Annotated in this window: 20 protein-coding genes; 18 read left to right on the top strand and 2 right to left on the bottom strand. The window is 36.1% G+C overall.

The genetic code is table 11. From position 1 onward, the window contains the following. Window positions 1-5 precede the first annotated feature (5 nt). From ACZLXV_RS07600 to ACZLXV_RS07580, 5 genes are read left to right on the top strand one after another with little or no spacing between them, the layout of a single operon-like run. Window positions 6-4,832, top strand: coding sequence for a phage tail tape measure protein (locus tag ACZLXV_RS07600; protein WP_482383000.1), 4,827 nt, complete (start codon window positions 6-8; stop codon window positions 4,830-4,832). Continuing rightward, window positions 4,825-5,253: a hypothetical protein gene (locus tag ACZLXV_RS07595; protein WP_482382999.1), complete on the top strand. Its 429-nt coding sequence runs from the start codon at window positions 4,825-4,827 to the stop codon at window positions 5,251-5,253. Before ACZLXV_RS07600 ends, ACZLXV_RS07595 begins: the two co-directional genes overlap by 8 nt. After that, the gene (locus ACZLXV_RS07590) at window positions 5,250-8,843 is read left to right on the top strand and encodes a phage tail spike protein (RefSeq protein ID WP_482382998.1); all 3,594 of its coding nucleotides are present in this window, start codon (window positions 5,250-5,252) and stop codon (window positions 8,841-8,843) included. Before ACZLXV_RS07595 ends, ACZLXV_RS07590 begins: the two co-directional genes overlap by 4 nt. A gap of 13 nt (window positions 8,844-8,856) precedes the next feature. After that, window positions 8,857-9,102, top strand: coding sequence for a hypothetical protein (locus ACZLXV_RS07585; protein WP_482382997.1), 246 nt, complete (start codon window positions 8,857-8,859; stop codon window positions 9,100-9,102). A 15-nt stretch (window positions 9,103-9,117) separates the two neighbouring features. Next, window positions 9,118-11,283 (top strand): hypothetical protein, encoded by a 2,166-nt coding sequence (locus ACZLXV_RS07580; protein ID WP_482382996.1) that lies wholly within the window; start codon window positions 9,118-9,120, stop codon window positions 11,281-11,283. 22 nt (window positions 11,284-11,305) lie between these two features. Here ACZLXV_RS07580 and ACZLXV_RS07575 read toward each other — a convergent pair whose 3' ends face one another. Continuing rightward, on the bottom strand, window positions 11,306-11,641 hold the full coding sequence (locus ACZLXV_RS07575) for a hypothetical protein (protein ID WP_482382995.1): 336 nt from the start codon (window positions 11,639-11,641) through the stop codon (window positions 11,306-11,308). 62 nt (window positions 11,642-11,703) lie between these two features. Between ACZLXV_RS07575 and ACZLXV_RS07570 the strand changes: the two genes are divergently transcribed. From ACZLXV_RS07570 to galE, 8 genes are all read left to right on the top strand, one after another. Beyond that, complete coding sequence (locus tag ACZLXV_RS07570) at window positions 11,704-12,057, top strand: hypothetical protein (protein WP_482382994.1); 354 nt, start codon at window positions 11,704-11,706, stop codon at window positions 12,055-12,057. After that, window positions 12,050-12,187, top strand: coding sequence for a hypothetical protein (locus ACZLXV_RS07565; RefSeq protein WP_482382993.1), 138 nt, complete (start codon window positions 12,050-12,052; stop codon window positions 12,185-12,187). The genes ACZLXV_RS07570 and ACZLXV_RS07565 overlap by 8 nt, the downstream gene beginning before the upstream one ends. A gap of 44 nt (window positions 12,188-12,231) precedes the next feature. After that, window positions 12,232-12,477: a hypothetical protein gene (locus tag ACZLXV_RS07560; RefSeq protein WP_482382992.1), complete on the top strand. Its 246-nt coding sequence runs from the start codon at window positions 12,232-12,234 to the stop codon at window positions 12,475-12,477. A gap of 14 nt (window positions 12,478-12,491) precedes the next feature. Next, on the top strand, window positions 12,492-12,722 hold the full coding sequence (locus tag ACZLXV_RS07555) for a holin (protein WP_482382991.1): 231 nt from the start codon (window positions 12,492-12,494) through the stop codon (window positions 12,720-12,722). 44 nt (window positions 12,723-12,766) lie between these two features. Beyond that, the gene (locus ACZLXV_RS07550; protein ID WP_482382990.1) at window positions 12,767-13,336 is read left to right on the top strand and encodes an N-acetylmuramoyl-L-alanine amidase; all 570 of its coding nucleotides are present in this window, start codon (window positions 12,767-12,769) and stop codon (window positions 13,334-13,336) included. 395 nt (window positions 13,337-13,731) lie between these two features. After that, complete coding sequence (locus tag ACZLXV_RS07545; protein ID WP_482382989.1) at window positions 13,732-14,694, top strand: DUF3878 family protein; 963 nt, start codon at window positions 13,732-13,734, stop codon at window positions 14,692-14,694. Window positions 14,695-14,713: 19 nt separating this feature from the next. Beyond that, window positions 14,714-15,313 carry an HAD family hydrolase gene (locus tag ACZLXV_RS07540; RefSeq protein ID WP_022224315.1) on the top strand — a complete coding sequence of 200 codons (600 nt, stop codon included), beginning with the start codon at window positions 14,714-14,716 and terminating at the stop codon, window positions 15,311-15,313. 200 nt (window positions 15,314-15,513) lie between these two features. After that, the gene (gene galE / locus ACZLXV_RS07535; protein WP_482382988.1) at window positions 15,514-16,503 is read left to right on the top strand and encodes a UDP-glucose 4-epimerase GalE; all 990 of its coding nucleotides are present in this window, start codon (window positions 15,514-15,516) and stop codon (window positions 16,501-16,503) included. A 166-nt stretch (window positions 16,504-16,669) separates the two neighbouring features. On the opposite strand, the gene ACZLXV_RS07530 is transcribed toward galE, so the two are convergent. Continuing rightward, window positions 16,670-17,449, bottom strand: coding sequence for a shikimate dehydrogenase family protein (locus ACZLXV_RS07530; protein WP_482382987.1), 780 nt, complete (start codon window positions 17,447-17,449; stop codon window positions 16,670-16,672). 250 nt (window positions 17,450-17,699) lie between these two features. Between ACZLXV_RS07530 and spoIIIAA the strand changes: the two genes are divergently transcribed. The 5 genes from spoIIIAA (at window position 17,700) to ACZLXV_RS07505 (ending at window position 20,938) form a co-directional block, all read left to right on the top strand. Beyond that, window positions 17,700-18,644, top strand: coding sequence for a stage III sporulation protein AA (gene spoIIIAA / locus ACZLXV_RS07525; RefSeq protein WP_482382986.1), 945 nt, complete (start codon window positions 17,700-17,702; stop codon window positions 18,642-18,644). Next, window positions 18,638-19,159 (top strand): stage III sporulation protein AB, encoded by a 522-nt coding sequence (locus ACZLXV_RS07520; RefSeq protein ID WP_482383039.1) that lies wholly within the window; start codon window positions 18,638-18,640, stop codon window positions 19,157-19,159. The genes spoIIIAA and ACZLXV_RS07520 overlap by 7 nt, the downstream gene beginning before the upstream one ends. Window positions 19,160-19,235: 76 nt before the next feature. Continuing rightward, window positions 19,236-19,433, top strand: a complete 198-nt coding sequence (gene spoIIIAC, locus ACZLXV_RS07515; protein WP_022224320.1) for a stage III sporulation protein AC — start codon at window positions 19,236-19,238, stop codon at window positions 19,431-19,433. Between the two features lie 35 nt (window positions 19,434-19,468). Continuing rightward, window positions 19,469-19,852 carry a SpoIIIAC/SpoIIIAD family protein gene (locus tag ACZLXV_RS07510; protein ID WP_482382985.1) on the top strand — a complete coding sequence of 128 codons (384 nt, stop codon included), beginning with the start codon at window positions 19,469-19,471 and terminating at the stop codon, window positions 19,850-19,852. 9 nt (window positions 19,853-19,861) lie between these two features. After that, window positions 19,862-20,938 (top strand): stage III sporulation protein AE, encoded by a 1,077-nt coding sequence (locus ACZLXV_RS07505; protein ID WP_482382984.1) that lies wholly within the window; start codon window positions 19,862-19,864, stop codon window positions 20,936-20,938. The last annotated feature ends 25 nt before the right edge of the window (window positions 20,939-20,963 follow it).

Here is a 20,963-nt window from a genome sequence, read left to right as displayed (position 1 = left end):
ATAAGATGGCGAATAAAAATAAAATTGGTGCATCAATAGTGCTTGAGGGTGAGAAAGAGTTTAATGCAGCGGTTAAGGATTGTAATAGACAGCTTAGGGGAATGAAATCAGAGCTTAGTCTTGTTAAAGAGAAGTATGCCGAAAATGCGAACAGTCTTGAAGCACTTCAGGCAAAGCATAAAGTTCTTTCTCAGGTGCTTCAGGGACAGAGAAGTAAACTCGATGCAACAAAAGCCGGTTATGTGCATAGTGCTGAGTCGCAGAAAAAAGTTGCAGATGGTCTTGAAAAGTTAAGAGCAGATTATAAAAATGCACAGGCTGAGATGGATAAAATGAAGAAATCCGGAACAGCCACGGATGCGGAGCTTGATAAGCAGCAGAAAACCATTGATGAACTTGCAGAGGCAATAAAAAAAGGCGAGAGAAATTATGAAGCCGCCGGCAGCAGAGTAGAAAACTGGAAAAATAAGTTAAATACTGCGGAAGCACAGACTATCAGAGCAAACAGAGCCTTGAATACAAATGATAAGTATATGAAAGAGGCCAAAAACTCGGCAAATGGCTGTGCAACATCAATAGACCAGTATGGAAAATCAGTCAGGGAAGTAAGGGTTAGTGTTGAACAGCTTGGAGAAAGTAACAGACAGGCTTTTAATAATCTTGCAGACCAGATTGTTGCGTCAGGAATAAAAGAAAAGGTCGAGGACATAGCAAAATCATTGTATGAGTGTTCTGAGAGTGCTGAGAAGTTTGAAACAGCTTCAGCAAAGGTTAGTACGATTGCTGATACATCGAAAAAGTCGATGGGAACACTTAATAAGGAGATGCTTGACCTGTCTACACAGACAGGAACGGCGGTGACGGATATAGCTGAGTCAACATATCAGGCTATATCAGCGAGTGTTGATACATCAAAGGCGGTGGAAACAGTAGGTGAAGCCACTAAACTTGCAAAAGGTGGATTTACAGACAGTACAACGGCAATTGATGGTCTTACAACGGTTCTTAATTCTTATGGAAATAAGGTTAAAGATGCGTCTGAGGTATCAGATGTATTCCTGACAGTACAGAACTTAGGTAAAACATCGGTTAATGAGCTGGCATCAAGTATTGGTAAAGTTGCTACCAATGCGGCGAATTATGGTGTTTCATTGCAGGACTTGGGAACGGCATATATACAGCTTACTAAAAGAGGTATTGAAACAAGTGAGTCTACGACGTATATTAAGTCTCTTATGAAAGAACTATCAAAACAGGGACAAAAGGTCGCATTGACATTACAGACAGAAACCGGCAAATCATTTGCAGAGTTAATGTCAGAGGGAAAATCGCTTGGTGATGTTATTCAGATATTAAGTGACAGCGTTGGCGGTGATGCAACAGCATTTTCAAATCTTTTCAGCCGTCAGGAAGCTGCAACTGCAGCAACAGTTCTTTTAAAGACAGGAACAGAGGATTATAACAATACTCTGAAAAAGGTGACGAATAGTACCGGTGCGGCTGATGAGGCTTATAAAAAGATGACTGATACATCAGAGACAGCTAAACAGAAGATGTTAAATGGTATTGAGAATTTAAAGATTGCTATCGGAACACAGCTTAATGAGTCTCTTGACGGTATGTATCAGCATGGTCAGAAAGCGATTTCATGGGCTAAGGAATTTGTTGAGGAAAATCCAGATGTTGTAAAGGCGGTTGTATCGCTTACAGCATCGCTTGCTACATTGACGACAATTTTTGTTGGGCTTACAGTCGTAAAAACAGTTACTCCACTTATTACAGCTTTTAAAGTAGCTCTTATGGCACATCCTATAGGACTTGCGGCAACAGCTTTGGCAACACTTGTAGCAGGGTTTGTAGCAGCAGAAGCGCAAACTAAGAAAAATGTTACTGCAACTGAAAAGGCAGCACAGGCGGACCAGAAAGAAATTGATAAGCTGAACGAAAAGACTAAGGCTATAAAAGAAAGTGTACAAGCTGCAAAGGATAGTTTTTCATCTGCTGAGGAAGAAGTGGCAGCAGTGGAGATGCAGGCTGAAAAATTGATGAAACTTAATTCAATTGAGAAAAAGAATACTTCTCAAAAAAATGAAATGAAAGCAATAGTAAATTCGTTGTCAGGACAGATACCTGAACTGGCGAAAGCTTATGATGAAGAAACTGGCAAGCTTAAGTTATCTAATACTGAAGTAAAAAAATTAGTTGCAAATTATGAGCAGTTGTATATGACGCAGGCAGCATGGGATGACATAAAAGAACAGTATAAACAGAAGCGTAAAGCGAAAAATTTACTTACCGAGGCTAACAAAGAACTTAAAGAATCAGAAGATAGAGTAACAAAAGCGGAGAACGCCGCAATTGAAGCAGAAAAGGAGTGGAATAAGGAAGCTAAAAAGCATCAGAATGATGCATATTTCGATGTAAATAATAATGAACAGCATAAAAAATGGATAGAGGCACAAAGCAAATATGCGGCAGAGCAGGAGAGAAATGATAAGACATCTTCTAAGTTAAATAAAACAATCGAAGAACAGAAAAAAATAGTAGGTGATTGTGAAGAAAATATTAAAAAGTTACAAAAAGAGATAGATGATTATGGAAAAGTAACAGATAAGCAGAAAAACAAAACAAATGCTTCAGCCAATGCCGCAAAGAAAGCTGCAAAACAGTATAAAAATCTTGGAAAAGCATTTGATACTGCCGTTGCTCAGATGAGTGGCTCAGGATTAAAAGTTGATGATGCCACAAAGAGAGCTTTCAATAATTCTGTAAGTATTGCAAAAAAAACAGGTACAAAAATACCTAAAGGGTTGGCGGCTGGATTAAAGGATGGAAGCAAGTCGCCTGAGACAGCGGTGGTTGCTTTGAGAACAGCGATAAATAAGCAGTTGACGGTAATTGCTGTCAATGCAAGAAAGCAGGGTGCATATATTCCGGAGGAAATAACTAAAGGAATAAATGGAAGTTCAGATGATCCTACAGTGGCATATGAGGTGATAAACAAGCAGATTCAGAAGCGTGCCGACAATATGCAGAAAAAGCTTAATAAGGTTGGTATAAATATTTCTTCTGGGATGAAGAGAAGTTTTGAAAAGGGTGGACAAAATTCATTAGATGCTATACAGAGGGCTAATAATAAGATAACAAAACTTATGAAAGATGCCGGAGTGAATAGTGTTGATGGTCTGCTTGCCGGAGTGGAGAAAAAGAAAGCTGAGGTTGTTAAAGCTTATGAGAATTTAGGTGATGCTGCTGATAAGGCTTTTAAAAAGAAACTTGATATTCATTCACCTTCAAGAGTCTTTAAAAAGTCTGGTGAATATACAGTTGATGGTTTGATACAGGGTATTGAATCAAGTTCCAAAAATGTTGGAAAATCTGCTGAACAACTTGGAAATATTCTTGTAAAAGAATTGTCAGATAAAATAAAGAATAAAGACCTGAAAACAAATGGAAAAGGTTATAGTGATGTTACGATTGCAAAGTGGTGGAAAGCTGTAGTTAATGCTACATATGCCGGGACTACTGCGCATACAAGAGCATTGCAGAAATATTATGCTGCAAGAAATAAGGTGACTAACAATGGTGAAAAACAGAGGAAAAGTCTTGAAAAGCAGAGAGCAGCATATCAAAAAAAGCTGGAAAAAGAGCAGAAAGAGCGTCAGAAAAAGCTTGAGGCACAGAGAAAGGCTTTTGAGAAAAAACAGCAGGCTCTTGTTACAAATCTTCAAAATAAAATTGAAATGAGAGATTTGAAGACTAATGGCAATGGTTACAATGAAAAGACTATTAAAACGTATTGGGATAAGGTTGTTAAGGCAACGAAAAAAGGGACATCTGCACATACCGAGGCTTTGAAACAGTATTATGAAGCAAGAAATAATTTTGTTAATAGTAAAAAAGAGTATTTAAGTAATTATAAAAAAAGTTATAAAGAGTATATGTCAACTCTTAAATCAGAGTTGAAAGAACTTAAAAATACATATAACGAAGAGGTGAAGTCAACTAAGGAATCTATCACATCAAGTTTTAGTATTTTTAGTGATGTTAGTCTGTCAAAAACGGATGATGAAAACGGTCTTGTAGTGAATTTACAACGTCAGGTTGATGCACTTCAAAAATGGCGTACAAATTTGCAGATACTTCGCAATAGAGGAGCATCAGATGAGATGATGAAAGAAATAGAAGGTCTTGGTGTGACTTCTGCAGGTGATGTTGAAACTCTTACAAAGATGAATGACCAGCAATGGGCAGAGTATAAGCAGTTATATAGTCAAAAAAATGTTGTAGCACAAAAGGAAGCTGTAACGCAAAATCAAGATTTGAAAAAATCAACGGAAAAGCAGATGAAAGATCTTGAGAAAAAATATAAGACTAAGATTGCAAAACTTAAGAAAACTTACAATAAAGAGATGAAATCAATAGGTGCTTATGTTACAAAAGGATTTGCGAATGGTATAGAAAAAGGAAGTAATGATGTATATAAGGCTATAGCGAAGCTTACCGGACAGACGGTAAAGCAGGTTAAGAAAAACCTTGGAATACATTCACCGTCAAAAGTAATGGCTGAACTTGGAGCATATACAGGTCTTGGTTTTGCACAGGGATTGCAAAGGGAAACACAGGGACTTGCAGACATTATTACCGGAAACCTTCCAACAACGGTACAAGATGTAAGTTCAGGAGCATCAGGTTTACAAAAATCAAATCAGCAATTAAATCTTACGATTCAAATGGATGGAAATGTGGTTGGAAAAGCTGCATTAAACACTGTGGATATGTTACAGGGGGCAAAGGTTAATCTTACGAGAAGGGGGATAGCAAATGCGTGATTTTTCGTTTAATGACATAAGGGCATCTAACAAGGGAATGACAGTGGAGAGTATAGATATAGGATATCCTTCTTTTAGAAGCTCTGAGACTACGGTTCCGTTTCGTGACTCGACAATTGATGTATATGACCTAATTGGATTGAAAGTTTACGATGACAGAACTATCACAGTAAAGATGTGGAAAAAGTGTATAGATAGATTAGAGGTTGAGAAGTCTAAAAATGAGGTCGCAAATTGGCTGTATGCTCAGGCTGGTAAGGTGAGATTTGTTGACAGTGCATTGCCTGAGAAGTTTTTTAAAGCAAAAATCAGTTCCTTTGATGCGTCTGCATCAACGAGAAAAGCTTGTATTATTACTGCTACATTTAAGGCAGATCCGTATATGTACTCAGTAAAAGAGGGCGGTGAAAAGACTATATGAGGACTATTACAATTTTTAAAAAAACTGAAAACAGAACAGTTAAAAATGAAATTATTCATAATATGCAGCCGGATGATATGCAGAGAAAATTGTCGGGAAGTATATCAAGAGAATTAAACTGTATTGATTCATTGTCGTGTGATATTTATCCGGATAATCCCGGATATGAAATGTTGGTACCATGTCTTACTGAAATTCAGTGTATTGATGATAATGATGTAGAGTTTTTAGGTCGAGTTCTCAAAGCTGTTCCACTGATGGATAACAATGGAGTGATATACAAGCAGGTAACCTGTGAGGGATATCTTGCCTATCTTCAGGACAGTAGTACAGATATTGAGCCGTTTAATATGTCACCTGTTGATATGGCAAAGGAACTGATTAAAAGACATAACAGCAGTGTACCGCAGCATACATTTCAAATAGAGTTTGACCAGACTGTTACAGATACAGAAAAAGCAGAGTTATCAACAAGCGGAGGAACGACATTTGATGAATTTTCAGCATTGATTTCAAAATACAACTGGGAGATTTTACTTTCTTATAAGGTTGTTGATGGAAAAGCAGTACCGGACAAGCTGACAGTTTCAAAAAAGATTGGAAAGATATGCGGTGATAGTGTAATAGAAATTGGAAACAATCTTTTATCTTATTCATGTGAGCAGGACATGAGTAATCTTTGTACGAGAATAATTCCACTTGGTACAAAAGTTTATACTGATGAGGATAATCTTGAAAGGGTTAGCATAGCCTCTGTAAATAGTGGAAAGAAGTATCTTTCAAAGAATGAAAATTTGTATGGAGTAATTCAGCGTACAATATTGTATGAGGATATCAAAGAGCCAAAGGAACTCTTGAAAGAAGCGGAAAAATATATTGAAGCTTATTCTGAGCCATACAGTAGCTATACAATATCGGCAATAGACCCACATCTTCTTGATAGTACAAAAGAAAAAATCAAGGTTGGAAACTGGTACAAAGTTAATGCTAAGTTGCTTGGTATTGATGGTGTCATGTTAAGGGTAAATAAACAGACGATAAGTCTTGACAATCCTGCAAATGACAGCTTCAGTGTGGGAAATACGACGGCGGCTACAGCATCAGGTTCTATAGCTGGTGCAGTAACCGGTGAAAAATTAAGTCTTATTGTAGACCAAAGCAATACACAGAATGTTGTTGTAACTAAGCAGTTGGCTGCACAAGAGGCATGGATAAAAGACTTAAGGGCGTCAAGTATAACGACAGATAACCTGGTTGCTAAAGTGGCACAGATAGACAGTCTTACAGCTACAGACGCAATTATAAAAAATATTGTTGCTCAAACGATAACAACAGATAATATAACAGCTGCTGTGGGAAATATAAAGAATCTTACATCGGATTCGGCCATTATTGACACAATCAGGAATACAATAATTACATCGGACTTTTCAGATTCTGTTGTAGCGAGGATGAGCAACGGTGTTATTAAAAGTGCGCTTATTGAATCGTTGTCTGCTGATAAGATAGCTGCAGGCAAAATCTATACGGATGATGTACAGATACAGTCTAAAGATGGCTGTATGGTGTTGAAAGATTCAACGATGCAGATATCTGATGGAAATCAGGTAAGAGTTCAGATTGGCAAGGATGCAAACGACAACTATACAATCATAATATATGATGAAAATGGAAATGTTCTCTGGGGCGAAGGTGGAATTACTGAAAATGCAATAAGGGATGGTCTTATCAATGACAAGATGGTAGATGATAACGCAAATATAAATGCGAAAAAAATAAATCTTCCGTCTTTGATAAAGGAAATAAACGATGGAACAGAAACGATAAAGTCCAGCGCAATAAATTATGATCCTACGGGACAGACATTAGATGTTACTTTTAACCGGATTGAATCACAGCTTTTAGATGATCTTGGATATAACCTTTATTATGACAGTCAAACAATGAAGGATGGATGGTCATTTGTTGGAAATTATTTAGAAGCCGGTGAAAAACAATGGGACAGAGAATATAAACATTATGAATGTAAAATATTCAGACTATCTGACAGTTATTCATACATAGACAGTTCATTTATGCCGGAAGATGGGAAAGTATATACGTTATCAGCATATATAAAAGGCAGAGCAATGGTTTATTATCCTGTTGGCCTTGAAGTTGGGGATGTGTATGAGTTTTCAGAAGCAACGAGAGTGAAATATGATTTTACATATGACAGCAAAAAAGGAAAGCCTGTATTTACTCCGGCAGATGATTTGGGAAGTATTGAAATATATGCGATAAAGCTTGAATATGGTGGAGCAATGACGGCATATTGTCTAACAGCGGATGAAGAAGGAAGAGAAGAAAAGGTACAAATGTCGGCATTTCATGTAAGCAGCACTAATTTGAAATCAGAATTTTATGAAAAAGACAAAGAGAACAAAAAGAAATTTTCTTTGATTAGTCAGACGGTTGATGAAATAAAAACAAAAGTCGGAGTTATTGATGGCGATTATATAACAGGTTCAGAATTAAAACAGACAGCAAAAGAGATAAATGCTAAAGTGTCAGAAATATATCAAACCAAGGATGGAATGAACAATTATGCTAAATCTTCAGAACTTAGTTTGAAAGCCGATAAAGCTACACTAGGGAATTATCAAACGATTGCGGGTATGAGCAGTTATGCGACAACAACATGGGCAAAAAATCAGATAGACAGTAAAGTTTCTGTGGGTGGGGTATGTAGTGAGATAAACCAGTCATCAGAGCAGATTACACTTAATTCTAACAGGCTTGTTGTAAATAGTTCTAACTTTAGTTTAGATAGAAATGGTAATGTCAGAATGAAAGGAAAAGTCGAAGCTACTTCAGGTTCAGTGGGTCCGTTTAATATAACAAACAATGGACTTGAGTGGGCGAGTGGTGGAACAAAAGTCTGGTCAAATGTTATTTTTACAGATTTTATTGAAGCGCAAGGGGCAAGCAAGCGTCTGGTAATTGGTGCTGAATCAAGTACGAATCGAGGAAAAGTTGATATAAATAGTTCAGATGGCGGTGTTTGGATAAACAATGCTTATTTTAATCCAAGGGATGCAATTGACTTAAATTCATCAAAAATAAATGTATTATATTCTTCTGCGGGAAATGTTAAGATTGAAAACTGCAGAGGTTTTATATCTGAGGGTAGTTCAGGATATGGTAACTTGGCCACAGTAGGATATGTGAAGTCTAAAGTATCATCAGATGAACGTATCAAGAAAAATATTGTTGAGATTCCCGATATTCAGGATATTTATATGGATATACCAATTTACAGTTTTGAATATGACGGAATTGCTGAAAGAAATGGTATATGCTTTGGAACAACTGCGCAGGCGATAGAAAGAGCTTTTGCTAAACATGATTTAAACATAGATGATTACAACATAGTTGGTAAGCGTACACCAAGCGTTTTTAATGGAGAATACAAACATATTCCGACAGGTGATGATTTACATTACATTAACTGGGAAAATCTAAATGGAATGAGTGTTTGTATGATTCAGAAATTAGTAAAAGATTTTCAGAAATTAAAACAGGAAATTGCTAAATTAAAACAAATATAAGGAGGTAATTAGGATGGTTAAATTGAATAAACAGACGTCAGTGACAGGAGTGAGTGTATTAGAGGTTGATGGAAAAGAAGAACAGGTGGCTTATATGAGTGCAACTATTCCGGTCAATGATGCACCGAATACGAGTAAAGTTATTCAGAATGTAGAATTGTTCAATGCAAATAAAGATGAGATTTTAAAAGATTTTGCTGCATTTGATGAGTATATTTATTCTTTGTTTCCAATAGAGCAAAGTGGATCGGAAAATTAAAGATGGAGGTGAATTATGGAAATACCAGTTACATTAAATGTTAAATCTGCCAATGTAATACCGGTAATAAACTGTATGCAGGGAGATACTCCGACAATTATATGTACTATCATGAATGGGGATGATACTTTTATTGCAGACCCTGGAGAATTTGACCTGTGTGTATGTGAAGGCGAAACGGCCAAACATAAGGCAATATCAATTAAATGTGCAGTTAATAGCAATATTGTTACAGTACATTTAACTAAAAATGAAACAGATGAGGCGGGGGATTTGAAACTATGTATAAGTTTTTCAAATACGGCTCAGGAGTTAGTGGTGAGTACATTTCCATTTATTTTAAAGGCTACTGAAAATCCTGCTTATTCGGCTGTAGGACAGAAGGAAAATATAAAAGCTTTAACAGATTATATAGCGGAAGCAAAGAAATATGCAGATGCTGCAAAAAATTTAGAAACAAATGTAGCTGAATCTGTGGAAAATGTGAAAAAGTATGCAGAAAGTGCATCAGAAAGTGTTATAAATGCAGAAAAATCCAAAAAGCTGTCCCAGTCATATGCGATAGGAGATAGTGGAGTAAGAGAAGGAGAGGAAAAAGATAATTCAAAGTATTATAGTGAAAAATCAGCGGAAAGCAAACAAGCAGCAGATAAGGCGGCGGAGCTGGCAGGTCAGAAAGCAGAAGAGGCGAGACAGTTAGGGCTAGAAGCGTCCGAGAATGCGAAAAGTGCATCAGAGAGTGTTATAAATGCAGAAAAAGCTCAAAAGCTGTCCCAGTCATATGCGATAGGTAATAGTGGATTAAGAGAAAATGAAGAAAAAGATAATTCAAAGTATTATAGTGAAAAGTCAGCGGAAAGTAAGCAAGCAGCAGATAAGGCGGCAGAGCTGGCAGGTCAGAAAGCAGAAGAAGCGAAACAGTCAGGGCTAGAAGCGTCCGAGAATGCGAAAAGTGCATCAGAGAGTGTTATAAATGCAGAAAAAGCAGAAAAACTGTCGCAGTCATATGCATTAGGAGATAGTGGAATAAGAGAAGGAGAGAAAAAAGATAATTCAAAGTATTATAGTGAAAAGTCAGCGGAAAGTAAGCAGGCAGCCGATAAGGCAGCGGAACTGGCAGGTCAGAAAGCAGAAGAGGCGAGACAGTTAGGGCTAGAGGCGTCTGAGAATGCAAAAAGTGCATCAGAGAGCGTTACAAATGCAGAAAAAGCTCAAAAGCTGTCACAGTCATATGCGATAGGTAATAGTGGATTAAGGGAAAATGAAGATACTGATAACTCAAAATGGTATGCACAACAGGCTGAGAAATATGCAAAGCAAGCGGAGGATATTGCAGGCGGTAACTTCATACCTGAGTCTGAAAAGGGAATTGCAGGCGGTGTAGCTGTATTGGATGCTAACTTAGCAGTAGCTAAAGCAGTTGCAGACGAAGATGGAAATAATATTAAAAAAAGTTTGAAAGGCAAATCTGATAGCAATCATACACATCTATATGCAGGTTCAAATACCGCTGGAGGAATTGCAAATTCTTCAAATTTAGTATATGCAACATCACATCAAGGAGAGTGGTATCAAAATTCTCAATGGGATGGAACTTATTTTCAAACAAACTATAAGCATGGGGATGATGTTTTACCTATGAGAGTAGGTTATTCAGGTTATAGTGACAATTCTGGAAAAGTAAATAATCATACAGTAAGCAGTGATGTGCCGGCAAATGCAAAGTTTACTGATACTACATATTCAGATGCAACAACCTCGGCTCATGGATTGATGAGTACCAGTGATAAATCTAAATTAAATGGTATTGCAGCAGGTGCAAACAAAACAACAATTTTAAATTCACTTGCCGCCACCACAACAGGGTACGCTTTAGATGCTATACAGGGGAAAGCACTAAATGATAAGATAACTGCGATAAATGACAGTTTAGCGAAAAATATTCAATTTGATTATCTTGAAAATTTATCAGTTACTTCCGACACTTTAATGCAAGATTATTACTCGGAAATGCCTATTCGCACAATTGCAGGAATAATAACCCGACCGCAAGATACAAATAGTTGTTATTTAATAGCAAAACATACCGCTTTGTACGGAAACGCTTTAAAAATGAATTATGGAGGTGAAATAAAACTATATACTCTTGCTGACGGAAAGTGGACTTCAAGGGTTTTATAGCATTTTTTGTAAAAAATACACTTTAGTTTTTAAAAATTCCACGTGCATTTAACGTATAATTCACTGGTATATCCGCTGTAAGTGGGCGTAAAAATACATTGCCATTTGTTTTTACAGTTAATACGGCAGCGTTATTATCATAATAAACAAGATAATTATATGGCACATCATCAGGTGTATAGGTTAGTTTACAAAAATAATAGTCAGTACCTTTTGTTAAAGCTTGTTTTGTTGTAAAAACAATTGCAAAATCTACCAAACGGCAACCTGTAAGGATATAAGCTTGCAAGGTGTTATATGAAACATAAGTTGTATCCGTTTCGACAAATAAGTTTGAACCTACATTTTGCCAAGCCATATGCGCTAAACTGTCATTTAACACATATATAAATTTATTTTTAAGAAAGGAATAAAAACATTATGAAAATCAAATTAAAAGACAACACAGAATTAGAAGTTACAGACAACAGTATAGCAACAACAATTACTGCAGAATTTGATACAGTAGTAGAGATTGAAGACAACAGACAGAAATTAACGGACAAAAATTTGTCAGAATTTAAGTTTGTTAATGATGATGGAAATATCGTAGGTAATTATGAAAATTATACCTTTGATAATGTGACATACGCTGAAAAGGATAATAAATTTATTGCTACATATCACTTGCATCAGTATTCAGATATTGAGGTCAGATTGAATGCGATTGAAGAGGGACAGACTACTCAGAATGATGCCATTGCCGAGATGTCAGAGGTTATTTATAGTGAATAGAAAGGGGGTGGGCGAGATGGCGAAATTTTGGTCTGAGAGAATTTCATACGATTTAAATCGTATTGACGAAGTTCCGGCGAAATTAAGAGTAAAAGTAAAAAAATATATCGAACAGCATGTAGAAGCTTAAAGGCTTCTTTTTTAATGCCTAAAAAGGCAAGAAAGGAGACACAAATGGCAGCATACGCAATAGAAATAATAATAGCAGTTATTTCAATGCTCGGCACAGCGAGCGGAGCATATTTTGCAAATAAAAAATCAACAGCTCTTGTAGCATACCGCTTGGAACAGTTGGAGAAAAAGCAGGATGTACATAATCAGGTAATCGACCGGGTTTATAAGCTGGAAAAATCCGTAGCTTTAAATTCGGAAGATATAAAAGTAGCAAATCACAGAATAGAGGATTTAGAGAAGAAATAAGGAGGTTTTTATTTATGTTTAAGAATTGTGTGTTTAAGGTAAGTGTTAATACTCAGAAATGGGTAAAATCTGCTACGGTTAGAGCGATTAAAACAATGGCTCAGACGGCAGTTTCAGTGATAGCAGTTGGAAGTACCGTGGCAGGTGTTGACTGGAAACTTGCAGTATCTTCGGCGGTAGTAGCCGGAGTTGTAAGTATTCTGACATCAGTTGCCGGACTTCCAGAAGTAAAATGCGAAGAATAGCATAAATAAGAGTGTAAAGTACACGGAAAGTGAGGACAAAGACTATGAGTAAGATAAAATCAGTAACAGTACATGGAGGACACAATCCTGCCGGTAAGATAGCCTGTGGTGCAAGTGACTATATTGACGAGAGCAGAGAGGACAGAATTGTCACTAAGAAGGTAGTACATTTGCTGAAAAAGAATGGGATTAAAGCATATGATTGTACGGTAAATAACGGAACAAGCCAGCTGGATGTGCTCAGAAAAATTTGTGCAAAATGTAATTCAAAGGTTAGAGATATAGATATTTCCATACATTTCAATTCCGCAGACCATCAGAAAGTACAGGATGGGAAAACAATGGGAACTGAAGTGTGGGTAAGAGATACAACAGGGATTAAAGGGGATTTGTCAAGGAGAATTTGCAATCAGATTTCTAAGCTTGGTTTCCGAAATAGAGGTGTGAAAACAACATCAGGATTATGGGTTTTAAATAAGACATCAAAGCCGGCACTTCTTATTGAGGTGTGTTTTGTATCTGACCCTGATGATGCAAAGCTTTATAAAGCTAACAGAGACAATGTTGCGAAAGCTATCGTACAGGCAATATTAAATTATAATAAGAAACATTGATATGTTTACTTAAACAAAAAGGTAAAAGTATCAATATTGCATATGAAAATGAAATAATATACAATATCAATAAATATTTAAAAGTAACATATAGGTAACAAAGTGTTAGAATTACGTTGTTTTAGGTAATATATAATTAAAGAGAGTATAATCCAAACAAATTTAAAAAAGGGCGTAATTCTATGAAAACCGTGTGTTTTCAGGGATTGCGCCCTTTGTGCAAGTTGCTTTATGATATGTTGTTGTATTGAAAATCTGTAGAAATAGGAATAAAAACCCAAAAAGTGTCGCATACTTTCGGGGGTTACATTTCCTGAAATTTTTGAAATATAATAAAAAGACCTTGGAGAGGGTCTATAAACAATACTACTTTATAGTATGAGGAGCATAAAATTTTGAATCTGACAAACATAGATAAATTAAACATTATTATTGAGCAAGGGATGTTTGAGCCGATAAGTGTAAATCAAAATAGTGATGAAAATGAAAGAAGCGATTACAAAATTATTTATCTTATGAATGACACAGTTGAAAGTTTCCTTGTATTTAAAAATGCGAAATGTACAGGTGAATATATCGAAAAGTTTGAGGGATTTACGGATATTGAGCTGGAAAAGAGAGATGATGGGTATGTGCTTATAGTGAAGCAGGAGCAGACGTATTTTCTTATTTTTTTTGATGACATTGAAATTGAAAATCATTATTATAACTATGGAAGTATAGGTCATTTCTGGATAAAAAGATATGAACATCTGCGTGTTTTAGAGTATCAGACTGCGATTGTATGGGATAAGATGTGTTATTTAGGGGAGGGGGCATGTACTGCTGAGGAGCTTAAAATAGCATCGTTAAAACAGTTTCCACCGTTGAATTATTGCAGTTATCCATGTGTTTCAGACATTTATCAGGTACCGCTTGAAGATAAGTGGCATCTTTCTGAGGATGCCAATGAATTTATGATAGAACTGGCGGAAAATGCCGGGGATGATGATTTAAAACGAATGCTTTTAGATTATGGAAAAAATCCAACTGTAAGGAATGCAAAGAGATTGGCAAAGATTTTCAGATTAAAAAAGCACAGAAAAGTTGTGATGATGCTTATGGAGTACATAAAAAAAGCAGCGTCTGTTTATCCGGACAGAAAATTTAACATATATGTTGAAGAAAATAAAAGTCTGCTGATGAAAAAAGCATTTGAGAGAAAAAAGGAATTAGAAGATAATAAAAGAGAAGCAGTAGTTTATAGAGAAGAACCGTTTGTTTATGATTGTGACGGTGTGGAATTTAATGTCTATATAATGATATGGAAGAATGGTATTAGAAACAGCCATGTTGAGATTGAAAAGATAGAATTATAATGAAAGGAATATTAAAAATATGATAAAAAATCTTATATTTGATGTTGGTGGTGTACTTCTTGATTACAGATGGAAAGAAATGCTTATGGATTATGGTCTTGATGAAGCAGATGCTGTAAGAGTCGGAACACAGATGTTTGATGATCCTGATAGAACATGGAGTATCTTTGACCTCGGGACAAAAACTGATGAAGAAATTGCGGATACATTTTGTAAAAAATATACTGATGATGAGGAAGTGATAAGGTGGTTTATCAGACATGGCGAGTATATGCATGTAGCGAGACCAAAGGTATGGAAAAGAATTCATGAATTGAAAGAGAAAGGATATAAAATTTATATATTGTCAAATTATCCTGAGTCTTTGTTCAAAAAGCATACAGAATATGCGGATTTTATGGATGATATTGACGGATTGATGGTTTCATATATGATACATAAAGCTAAGCCTGATGAAGCCATATATAAAGCTCTGTGTGACAAGTATAATCTTGACAAAAGTGAGAGTATTTTCTTTGATGACAGGGAAGAAAATGTTGATGGAGCAATGAAATTTGGAATAAAGGCGGTAAGAATTTTATCTGAACAGGTTCTTTTGGATGAACTTGATAAATTTTAAAAATGTCAGTTACTATTTTAAAACGAAGGTATGGAGACGTTTAAAAAAGGCAGTATCAATAATATCTGGTGCAGATTATTTTGTTAATATAAAACATAGTAACGGCTTTACATAATAAAGCTGTTGGAATATAATTATGACTTAAGGAATTATCAAAAAAAAGTTGCATTGCGGTTTATGCCGTAGAAAGGGAGGTTTTCATGAAAATATTGGTATTAGGCGGAGCCGGCTATATCGGTTCACATACAGTTAGTGAACTTGTAGATGCGGGGGAAGATGTAGTTATAGCAGACAGTCTTGAAACAGGACATATTGAAGCTGTAAATCCAAAAGCAAAGTTTTATCAGGGAGATATCAGAGATAAAAAATTTATAGATAGTGTATTTGATAATGAAAAAATAGATGCAGTTATTCATTTCGCTGCAAACTCACTTGTGGGTGAGAGTATGACAAACCCATTGAAATATTATGACAACAATCTATATGGCACAAAAGTTCTTCTTCAGAGCATGGTTGAACATGATGTAAAAAAGATTGTATTTTCATCAACAGCAGCAACTTATGGGGAGCCTGAGAGTATTCCGATTCTCGAATCAGACAGGACAGAACCTACAAATCCATATGGAGAAACAAAACTTTCAATGGAAAAGATGATGAAATGGACAGATGTTGCACATGGTGTTCACTATGTTGCGCTCAGATATTTCAATGCCTGCGGAGCTCATGTAAGCGGAGAGATAGGAGAGGCACACAATCCTGAGACACATCTTATTCCTCTTATACTTCAGGTTCCAAACGGACAGAGAGAGTCAATAAGTATTTTTGGTGATGATTATGATACAAAAGATGGTACATGCGTAAGAGATTACATTCATGTAACAGATCTTGCACAGGCACATATACTTGCAGTTAAGTATCTTATGGACGGTGGAAAGAGTGATGTATTTAATCTCGGAAACGGTGTAGGATTTACTGTAAAAGAGGTAATAGAGACAGCAAGAAAAGTAACAGGTCATCCTATTCCGGCAGTTGTATCACCACGCCGTGGCGGAGACCCTGCAAAACTTATCGCATCAAGTGAAAAGGCAAAGAGTATACTCGGATGGAAACCTGAACATGCAGAACTTGAGGAGATAATTGCAACGGCGTGGAAGTGGCATAAAAATCATCCGCATGGATACGCAAAATAATTAAATACGGGAAATATAAAAATACAGAGAATATGTTTAACTACAATAAATAAAAATCTTAAAAAAGCAGTAATGAAGTAAATGTTCATTACTGCTTTTTGCATGGTTTGCAGTTTTGTTAATTATGTGCTGTTGTGCTAAGTGAATTTAAACAGTGTAAATTTGTTTATTTATTCTGTTCTGCAAGTTTATCTGCATAAATCTTTTTATAAACTTTATCGATTTCTGCTTCATCAAGATTTGTTTCAAGGAAAAATTCAACTGCGTAAAGTGCCTGTGCTACGAGCATTTCAAGTCCGTTTACACCTGTCATTCCAAGTTCTTTTGCCTGAGCGACAAGTTTCGTCTCAAGTGGGTTGTAAATTACATCTGCAACTGCTTCACATTTAGGAAATTTAGTCAAATCGACAGGTGAAGCGTCGCATTTAGGAAACATGCCGACAGGACTTGTATTTGCAATAAATTCTGCATCTGTGTGTTTTTCAAAACATTCATCATAAGTGATGGCTGAGTCTGTTTTGATAATATCTACAATGATAACTTCTTTTGCCCCCATTTTCTTTAAAACTGCAACAACAGCTTTTGAAGCACCGCCGTCACCGAGCACAACGCATTTTTTTCCTTCTATAGAAATATTATGTTTTTTAAGCATATACATAAATCCTGAGAAGTCTGTATTATGACCGTAGAGTTTGCCGTCTTTATTAACAATAGTGTTTACGGCACCGATTGCCTGTGCATTTTCGTCAAGTTCATCAAGATAAGGGATTACATCCTTTTTGTAAGGGATTGTAACATTTATTGATTTAAATTCACGTCTGCTCATAAAATCATCAAAATCTTCTTTGCTGACAGGATGTATTTCATATGTATAGTCTGCAAGACTCTCATGTATTTCTTTTGAGTAGCTGTGTCCGAGTTTTTCTCCTATTAAACCGTATTCCATTTTAATCTCCATTTCTGCACACTTTTTGCGGATATCAGGTTTGTGTCAAGTGTGCGGATACGCAAATCCTGTGTGTAAAAAGTATTATTTACAAAACAATCCGTGGTATCAGTTGGAAAAACAATATCTTTTGTTTCCAACATCATAAATGTGTTTCTGCTTTTTAATAATAACTCATTTAATTGATATAAGCAATAAACTTAACATATTTAAAATGTGCATACATATAAATGAAATGGGAGGTGATTTGATGGACAAGAAAAGAGAAGAAATCATAAAACTTCTTCCGAAAGAGATACGAAAGTTATTTATGATGTCGGAGATTGATTTTTCAAGGCTGCAGGAGATAAGACTGCGTGTGAATATGCCTCTTATTGTAGTTTATGGTGCAAAAGAATATTTTATTTCATGTACCGGTAAGCCGGTCAGTGAAATAAAAGAGGCATACAGGGTGACGTGTCAACAGATAAAAGAAGCGATGGTTTATATAAGCAGTTATTCAAGATATGCATTTGAGGACGAGATAAGGCAGGGATTTATTACTGTTGAGGGAGGACACAGAGTCGGAGTTGCAGGCAGGATAATATGGGATGGCGGAAAAATAAAAAGCATAACATATATTTCTTTTATAAATATAAGAATTTCACATGAGGTAATAGGCTGCTCAGACAGTGTTATAGGTTATCTGTACAATGATGACAGCTTTTATAATACATTGATAATATCTCCGCCAAGATGCGGAAAGACAACGCTTTTGAGAGATATAGTGAGAAGCATTGCAAACGGGAATGCGGGGAGCAGGGGAAGGACAGTTGGAATTGTTGATGAGAGGTCGGAGATAAGTGCCTGTCATTTAGGATGTCCGCAGAATAATATAGGCTGTCGTACAGACGTGCTTGACGGATGCCCAAAATCAGAGGGGATGATGATGCTTGTACGCTCAATGTCGCCTGAAATAGTTGCAGTTGATGAAATTGGTTCAAGGGAGGATGCTGCTGCCATAGATTATGTAATGAACTGCGGGATTAACATTATAGCGACAGTTCACGGACTTGATATGGAGGAAGTGATTAACAAACCGGTTATAGGTGAATTGGTCAGAAAGAGAATGTTTAAAAGATATATTTTATTGAAAAAAGGCATGATGAGAAAGATAAGTGCTGTATTTGATGACAGGGGGAATGTTATATATTAACAGTAAAATTAATAGGTTTTTTATTTGTTACGGTGGGAGGCTCAATGTTTGGAAGGTATATTTGGGAGCGTTATATGCTTCGTGTAAAAGTGCTGGAAGAATGGCAGAGGATGCTTATTGAGATAAACGGTGAGATAAATTATTCGGCTCAAAGCATGTCACAGATATGCAGGCAGATGTCAAAAACAAGTGTTTACGGAAAAAAATTCTGGGACGGCATAGCAAAAAAGACAGAGGAAAGAAATGCAGGACTTCCGGGTGAATTTTGGAGAGAACATCTGAGGGAATACAGGTACATAGAACTTTTGAGTAATGAAGATAGAGAAATAATATGTCAGTTTGGCGAGAGTTTTGGAACGCTGGATATCTGTTCGCAGATAAATGAAATAGAATTATTTGAAAAAAGACTTGAAAAAAATTTGTCTGATGCCAGACAAAAAATGGTTGAACAGAAAAAAATATGTATTGTTATGGGTGTTATTTCAGGGATGATGACCGGGATATGTCTTTTATAATTTTAAGGTGATAACGGCGGAATCGAAAGTATGTTTAGGAGAATGTGAATTTAGAGATATAGGAATGGAGAAATAGATGACAATAAATTTAATTTTCAGGATTGCAGCGGTTGGAATACTTGTTTCGGTACTGGGGACTGTTTTAAAACATTCGGGAAGAGATGAACAGGCATTTTTGGTGAGCCTTGCAGGTCTGATACTTGTTTTTTTATGGATAGTTCCGTATATAGAGCAGTTGTTTGAAACTATCGAAAAGCTGTTTACTATTGGGTAGATAAAAGTATATAAATTTGAAAGTGTGGTAGAAGAATGTTAAAAATAGCAATTATAGCGGTAATGGCTGTATTTCTCGCTTTGCCATTAAAAAACAGTAGACCCGAATTTGGTACGATTATAATAATTTGCGGCTGTCTTTTGATACTTGGATGTGCCGTGACTAAAATTGGCGGAATTATTGATGTTGTGGCAGGCGTAAAAAAATACATGGGTGATGAAGCTGTTTATCTGGGTATACTTATGAAAATAATAGCTATTACATATATTGCAGAATTCGGGGCAGCTATATGCAGAGATTCGGGATACAGTGCGATAGGCAATCAGGTAGAGTTTTTTGGAAAAATAATGATTCTTGCGGTAAGTATGCCGATAATTACAACATTGTTGGAGACTATCAGCAGTATTATGAGAAAGTAGAGGAAGGATATGTCAGGTGAGGTGTCGGGAAACGATGATATCTACAGTGAATTGATGGATGAAATATCATCAGATGATATACAGAATACAATTGATAATATACTGGGCAGTGAAACGTTTGACTTTGAGGGGTACATAGGAAAGATAATAAATTCCGGACACGGATTATTTACGGATGATTTTTGTAAAGGGATAACTGATGGAATAGTTTCAAATTTCAATAATGAAAAAGCAATGTATATCAATATAATATTTATTGCTGTCTCAGGTGCCCTGATAACAAATTTTTCAAAACTTCTTCAGGGAAAAAAAGTAGCACAGATGGGATTTTATACAATATACATATTATTTTTTGCAATATTATCCAATGCATTTATTCAGACAAGCAGTATCGCAATAGATACACTGTCAAAAATATTTGATTTCATGAAAGTATTGTCACCGGCATATTTTATATGTATTTCCTTTACAAAAGGCGCAGGACTTGGTACAGGTTATTATCAGCTTGCACTTGTAATGATAACAGTTGCAGACGGTATTCTTTTAAATTTTGTGATTCCGGGCATTAAGGTTTATTTCTGGCTGCAGATAGCAAATCATTTGTCTGAGGAGGATTTGTTTTCTAAAATGGCAGATTTTGTTAAAGATATTATCAGCTTTGTAATGAAGACAATGTCAATAATTCTCATGGGAATAAATGTTGTACAAGGTATGGTTGCACCGCTTGCCGCTGAAGCAAAAAATTCTTTTCTGGTGAAAATCGGGAGCTCGATTCCGGGTATAGGAAATGCGATAAGCAATGTCACAAGTTCGGTTCTTCTTGCGGGAAGGCTTGTAAAAAATGCGGTGGGTGTAACGGGAATAGTCGTGCTTGTAATACTTTGTGCAGCACCACTGTTAAAATTGTGGGTATCTGAATTTGCGTATAAAGGTCTGGCAGCAGTTTTGCAGCCGGTATCTGACAAAAGGATAGTAAACTGTCTTTCAATAACTGCTGATGCGATAAAACTGCTTGCCTATGCTGTAGGACTTGCAGGAATGTTTTTTGCGGTATCCATTGCGATTATAAGTGCAATGACCAATTAACATCAATTGTGATTTAGTGTTTGGA

The sequence above is a fragment of the Butyribacter sp. genome (assembly GCF_056818865.1).
The sequence above is the reverse complement of the archived record's forward strand: the minus strand, read 5'-3'. Positions and strand labels throughout refer to the sequence as shown.